The sequence below is a fragment of the Bradyrhizobium sp. Leo170 genome (genome assembly GCF_004296405.1).
GTDB lineage: Bacteria > Pseudomonadota > Alphaproteobacteria > Rhizobiales > Xanthobacteraceae > Bradyrhizobium.
On the sequence record NZ_PSRR01000423.1, the window covers coordinates 1 to 6,416 of the forward strand.

Consider the following 6,416-nt stretch of genomic DNA (forward strand, 5'->3'; position numbering starts at 1 on the left):
GGCCGAAACCCGAAGGACACGCTGCGCGTGTTGGATGCTCTGCAGACCGACGAGCTCTGCCCCTGCAACCGCGAGATCGGCGGCGAAACGCTGAAGGTTGCTTGAGGCATCATGTCAATTGAGCAGTTGATGGACCAGATCCCCGATTTCGCCAAGGACGTCAGACTGAACCTGGCGTCGATGATATCAGATGAGACGCTATCACCGCAGAGGAAACACGGGCTGTTGCTCGCCACCGCAATTGCCGCCCGCAATCCTGTAGTGATCGCCGCAATGGAATCTGCGGTAGCTGTCGTGATGACGCCGGCCGCGGTCGCGGCGGCGAAATCCGCAGCCTCGGTGATGGCGATGAACAACGTCTACTACCGCTTCGTTCACCTCTCCGCCAACCCGGAATACAAGACGATGCCGACGCGGCTACGCATGAACGTCATCGGCAATCCCGGCGTGGACAAGGCCGATTTCGAGCTGTGGTCGCTGGCGGTAAGCGCCATCAACGGCTGCGGGGCCTGCATGGACGCGCATGAGAAGGCGCTGCGGGAGGCCGGCATCAGCACGGCGGTCATCCAGACCGCGGTCGGTCCCGCTCCGCGGGTCCATTTCAGCGGTGGTCGGCGACAAAGAGCGCTTCGTCCGCGCGGTCCCGTATCGACCCGGTGGCGAACACGCTCTCGATGGGATTGGTGGTGCGCAAGTGATCCCAACGTTCGGGAAGAAAATCGAAGGCCAGCAGTGCGTCGCGATCCTTCACCAGGCATTCGACCGCCCAGCCGTACTGGCGCAATACTTCTCGGCGAAGACGTCGATCACCGCTTCGGCGGACGCTCGGTTCGCGCCCAATGGACCTCGCAGAACTCTTCTTGCATGGTGGCCTGCACGGAGAGTGGGACCATGTCCAGGACGTTCACGGTGTTGTGCACCCAGCCTCGCTGGTGGCGTGTGCCGGGAAAGACCTCGTCGAGCGCCTTGTAGAAGTCGCGCTCGCCGGCGCCGATATTGGCCAAACTCGTTGTTATTGATGACGTCATCTGGATTGTTTTGCCAAGCCACGCCTCCCTTAAGGTAGGTCAGCGTGTGGCCCTGCGCGCCAAAAGCGTAACCGAGATGACCGGCGCCAGTTACAAAGACATTTGGGTTTGCCTTGCAGTTTGCGCTCACTATCGTGCCGGAGCCGGCGAGGCAGGTATTTGTGCCGTTGCAGACTGCACCGCTAGCAGTGGGGCCAAACACCGACCTATTCCTCTGCCAGTTGTAGCCGATCCGGCCGCCTGCCAGGAACACAGGAGTATTGACGACGCCATAAACGGACGGACCGTAGGGATTGCTGAAGGGTTTTTGGCCGTAACCACCGTCGACGTGCCCGCCAATACATCCTCCGGACCAGCTCCGCAGGGTCGGTGGCACTTGTGCTGCTGGCCCAAGGGTTCGCCGAATTGGCTGCACCGTTTTCGACCAGCGCAACCGTTGTCGCTCTCCAAGATCGCATCAAACACTCCGCGGCGCTTTCCCGATCCACAACCAAGCGCCTTCGAGCTGGCAATCGGTGATGGCACCGCGAATGAAGCAAGCAGCGTGCCGCTTGGAAATTGGGGTCTCCAGTTACTTGGCGCGCGATGATGTGCGCCGGACCTGATACGAGCGAGCACGCGGATCCTGCTTGCGGCGATCGAGGGCAGCGGCCGGAGTTTCGCAAATCGGATCGTCGGACGGCCGCGCTCCACTCAGCAGGCGCCGGCCACAGCGCGCGGCCTCGGTCTGAGGCTGCAACGACTGCTCCTCGGCCCAGTCGAACAATCCTCAATGCACCACTCCCCGCCGCGCTTGTCGAACGAGCCGCAACAGCGTCGCCCGATCGGAACTGCCGCACGGGCCCATCCTTGCCGCCGCGCTGCATGACAAGGAAGCACGTCGCAGAGCGGCGCGCGTCGGGCCGACCAGTTCTGTCATAACTGGCCGAACTGGTGGATACTGCGGGCGCGCTTTTGAGCACCTCTCGCGCGGGGAGGCAGGAGCCCTCCGCAGGCCCGGAATAGATGCCATGCCGATCGTGGGGTCGATAGGAGCGGCGCAGCATGGCCTTGCTGGCCCGGGCCATGCAGCGGCAGTACCGATAGATGCAGTTGCGGATCGCCAACCGGTCCAAAGGTTCCATCAGGATCGCTTCATTCAATCACCAACTATCCCGTCTCCGTAGCTAACACTCCAGTCGGAAAACATTGGTGAGAATGTTCCCTCTAGTGTTCTGCCCCGGAAATTCGCTGACAAAGTCGCGCGAGTTTTTGGAGGATGGAGTCGGCGGCAGCGGTCCACATGAAGGGGCGTGAATTTGCATTGTGGCTGCGGATAAAGCGGTCGATTTTTTTGACGAGATCGGCGGTGGAATCGAACGATCCCCGCCGGATGGCGCGTTGGGTGATGAGCGCGAAGAAGCGTTCGACCTGGTTGAGCCAGGAGGCGTAGGTTGGCGTGAAGTGAATGTGCCAACGCGGACGGCGGGCGAGCCGGGCCCTGACTTTGGGATGCTTGTGAGTGGCGTAGTTGTCGACGATGAGATGGATGTCCAGTTGGGCCGGCACGTTAGCTTCGATATGACGCAGGAAGGCGAGGAACTCCGGGTGGCGATGGCGGGGTTTGCATTGAGCGATGATTGCGCCGTCGAGCACGTTGAGGGCGGCAAACAGGGTGGTCGTGCCATGACGCTGGTAGTCGTCGGTGACGCCTTCGATGTAGCCGAACCCCAACTGCTGGCGCGAACCGCCCGCCTAAATAGTGGCAATTGCGCAGCGTGCTCCTCGCGTGTTGGCCCCATCCGTGCGCCTGCCGCCGACCAGTTCGAAGGTGCCTGCGACCCAGCAAGTGTGGCCCACGCTGGAGCCCAGTTAGCACACGAGAACCCACGGCGCGCATTACGCTATGCCATCCACAAAGCGCTGGTTCGTCGCCTTGTTCAACAAGCGCGCAGTTCTCAATGCTCTTCTCGTCGAGCGTCGTCCCGCTCCCGCGCAGGCAGAACCTGGTCTTCTCGCTCGCTTCACCCAAATGCGGCGCCCGCAAGAGCTCCTTCTGCTCCAGCTGCAAGCACTCTTCGCGCTTTGCGGGCGCCTCCGCTGCTGCTGGCGCCAACTGCGATCCGCCGGAGACGTTACCGTTGGCCATACGGTCCGAAGATCCCGAGAGCTGAGACGGCGAACCGCAGCTTTTTGTTGCCCTGGCTTAGACTGTCAGTTGGTATTCATCAAAAGATATTCTCGGCTGCCTGCCATCTGTGCGGAACGCCGATCGTCAAACCGCCATCGACGACGATCTCGGAACCGGTAAAATAGCTGGACTCGTCGCTGAGTAGGAATAAGGCTGCATGCGACACGTCCTGCGGGCAGCCTGCCCGGCCCAGAGGAATAGGGAAAAGAGAGGGATCGAAACGCTCGGTAGTGGGCGTGGTAATGAAGCCGGGATGAATCGAGTTGACGCGGACGCCAGAGGCGGCTGCCTCCAGCGCAGCAGACTTTGTTATGCCCCGCACGCCGAACTTAGAAGCCGCATAGGCATGAAGCCCGGCAGTGCCCCGCAGCCCCTCGACCGATGAGATGTTGACGATCGAACCGCCGCCCGCGCGCCGAATTGCCGGCAGGGCCGCCTGCATTCCGAGGAACACACCGGTTAAATTGACGGCAATGGTTCTATTCCACTGATCGAGCGAGAGCTGCTCGATGGGGGCCATGCTGGCGATCCCAGCATTGTTGACCAACCCATGCAGCGCGCCGAAGCTGCTTTCGGCGACCGCGACCGCCCTGGCCCACTCCGCCGGCTGGGTGACGTCCTGGCGCACGTAGATGGCGGAAGTGCCTAGTTCAGCAGCGAGAGTTTCCCCTTCTGCGTGAAGAATATCAGTAATTACGACCTTAGCGCTCTCGGCTACTAGTCACGTGAATCTAAAGTTCGCCGCATAAAGTCTGTTGAGCTTTGTGGCAGAAGCGTTTGACGGAAGCCAAGATCTGATCGGCTGACTTGGTCCATTTGAAGGGCTTCGGGTTTCTGTTGTGCAGGTCGATGAAGGTACGGATGTCGGCCTCGAGCTGCCTGACGGAGGTGTGAACACCTCGCTGGATCTTCTTTCTGGTGAGTTCAGCGAACCAGCGCTCGACCTGATTGATCCATGACGCGGAAGTTGGTGTGAAGTGGACATGATAGTGCGGCCGGCGAGCAAGCCACGCTTTGATCCTGGGTGTCTTGTGGGTGGCGTAGTTATCCATGACGATATGGACATCGAGGCCTTCAGGGACCTGGGCATCGATCTCTTTTAAAAACTTCAAGAATTCGACTGCCCTTTGCCGCTTGTAGCATTTGCCGATGACGAACCCCGAGGCGACGTCGAGCGCGGCAAACAGCGAGGTCGTACCGTGCCGCACATAGCCGTGCGTGCGCCGTTCCGGCACGCCAGGCATCATCGGCAAGACCGGCTGCTCGCGATCGAGCGCCTGAATCTGGCTTTTCTCATCGATGCTGAGGACGAGCGCACGGTTCGGTGGGGATAGATAAAGGCCGACGATATCGCGCACCTTGTCGACGAACAGCGGATCGCTCGACAGCTTGAATGTCTGGCTGCGGTGCGGCTGCAAGCCGAACGCCGTCCACATTCGGCGGATCGTGGTGTGAGAAAAGCCGGTTTCCGCCGCCATCGAGCGGATCGACCAGTGCCTCGCGTCGGCTGGCGTCGTCCGCAGCGTCCGCTCGATCACGGCGGCAACCTGATCGTCGTTGATGGTGCGAGCACGGCCAGGTCGCGCTTCGTCAAGCAGGCCATCACAGCGATCCTTCAAAAACCGGCGACGCCACTTACCAACGGTATGTTCGTGAAGGCCGAGTTCGGCAGCTACGGACTTGCTTGGCAAGCCATCCGCACACCGCAGGATCGCACGGCATCGCTCAGATAGCGACCGGGCTACGCGATGACGACGAACTTGTCTCTCCAAGTACGCCCGCTCCTGCGCACTCAGCACTAACGGCGCGATCGGCCCCGGCCTCGCTCACCTGCATTCGCCACTCGCACTCTCCTCTGTAGAGATTCGAGCTATCAACTAATGTGACGAACTTGCGTTCCAGATGACTAGCAGGCGCGCATGAGCTGCACCCAGCCCGCGAGCTCCGCCGGTCACCAGAATGACCTTCTCGTTCATACGTCCCATGGCCTGATGTCCTTGCTCGCTCATTGATTGATGCGCTGTCAGTAGGGAGATCAGCTCGAGCCCATCTTTCTCCCGACCCATCCTATGCCATGTGCATGGCGGCTTCCCCAAAGCCTTCGTCTCGTCCAAACGGACGATCTTCCTGCCCGACCGTCCGCCGTCGTTGAGGAGATAGGGCGCTGCTTTCAACCGGCAATGCAGGCTCGCAGCGAAAAGGCGTTCGCCCTGCTGCGTTGGATTAAGCTTTGACGAGAGGAGAGCAAAGCACATAAGTTCTCCGGCGTGCAGCGGCTGGAGATTGAATGTTTCGAATCGGCGCGCCGATGATGGCGCGCGGAAATCCAGCTAGATCTGATTGTGAGGTAAAGCTCCCGCGATCGTTAGGTGCTGGATCAATGACGCAAGCCCCTCAGGAGCGCAGCCACCCGGTCGATCTCGCCTCCTTGCGTTTCTGATCATAAATAGCACAGCACGGCATTGATGTGAATCAATCGAGCAAGTCATACGCACGCGCTCGCGGAAGAGAAAAAAATGCGCCCGATCAGGACGGGGTGCACGAGGGTTGCAGCGTTGGTCGCCGCCAGGGAAGCCGACATCTAGTGCGCGCTTGGTCTGCCCGCCCTTCATCGAACCAGAGTTGCGCGAGGTCATCATCCGGATCGTAGGTTGATCATCATCCGGTATCCACGAAATGCCATCCTGCCGTATCCTTATGGTCGGCACGGTACTCGTCAGCCCAACTGGCGATCGAAGCAAGTGTTACGTTGGGGTGATCAAGAGCAGGAGCTTCCTGCGCAAGCAGGCCCTCGATTTTGCCGAGCGTGGCGGGATCGAGCCGTCGCCGTGCGATCTCGCGACAATTGCATGGCCTTCCTGCCCCAGGACCAGGCCTGCGAGACCGACACAACGAGCACGAGCCACGCGAGCCAGACAGCTCTCATAGCCTTTGCCCACAGCCTTCAGCTCGATCTACCACAAGTCGTGCGCCTTCATGATTGCAACTACATCCGGGCGAGAGGTCGAAATACCATGCGCAAGACCAAACATCGCGGCATCGGTCGCGTCGCCGCCGATTTCCTGCTCAATCTGATCGCCTATAATCTGATCCGCATCCCCAAACTGGCTGCAGCCTAGCCAGCCCAGACCTAGCCTCCCGGACGCGCCAGCCCAACGAGGCCTCCGCAACAGAAAAAAAACGCTTCATTCCTCACGTTTTTCAGCAGACTGCTAGCG

At 60.4% G+C, this 6,416-nt stretch carries 2 protein-coding genes and 6 pseudogenes; 3 read left to right on the forward strand and 5 right to left on the reverse strand.

Translation table 11 applies throughout. The annotated features are described in order from the left end of the window. Positions 1-105: pseudogene (locus CWO89_RS39190) on the forward strand (peroxiredoxin); the annotation flags it as partial. A gap of 6 nt (positions 106-111) precedes the next feature. Continuing rightward, positions 112-579, forward strand: a pseudogene (ahpD, locus tag CWO89_RS39195) (alkylhydroperoxidase, AhpD family); the annotation flags it as partial. An 18-nt stretch (positions 580-597) separates the two neighbouring features. Here ahpD and CWO89_RS48500 read toward each other — a convergent pair. Beyond that, positions 598-1,019 (reverse strand): annotated as a pseudogene (locus CWO89_RS48500) (transposase); the annotation flags it as partial. Here CWO89_RS48500 and CWO89_RS39205 point away from each other — a divergent pair. Further along, entirely contained in the window at positions 997-1,617 is a 621-nt protein-coding gene (locus CWO89_RS39205; RefSeq protein ID WP_130230721.1) for a hypothetical protein, read from the forward strand. The pseudogene CWO89_RS48500 and the gene CWO89_RS39205 overlap by 23 nt on opposite strands. A 617-nt stretch (positions 1,618-2,234) precedes the next feature. Here the strand turns inward: CWO89_RS39205 and CWO89_RS39210 are convergent. The 4 genes and pseudogenes from CWO89_RS39210 to CWO89_RS49820 all read right to left on the reverse strand — a co-directional run. Continuing rightward, positions 2,235-2,723: pseudogene (locus tag CWO89_RS39210) on the reverse strand (IS630 family transposase); the annotation flags it as partial. 512 nt (positions 2,724-3,235) lie between these two features. Then, positions 3,236-3,907, reverse strand: a pseudogene (locus CWO89_RS39215) (SDR family oxidoreductase); the annotation flags it as partial. A 22-nt stretch (positions 3,908-3,929) separates the two neighbouring features. Next, positions 3,930-5,041, reverse strand: a pseudogene (locus CWO89_RS39220) (IS630 family transposase). A gap of 815 nt (positions 5,042-5,856) precedes the next feature. After that, complete coding sequence (locus CWO89_RS49820) at positions 5,857-6,090, reverse strand: S1/P1 nuclease (RefSeq protein ID WP_165421509.1); 234 nt, start codon at positions 6,088-6,090, stop codon at positions 5,857-5,859. Between the last annotated feature and the right edge of the window lie 326 nt (positions 6,091-6,416).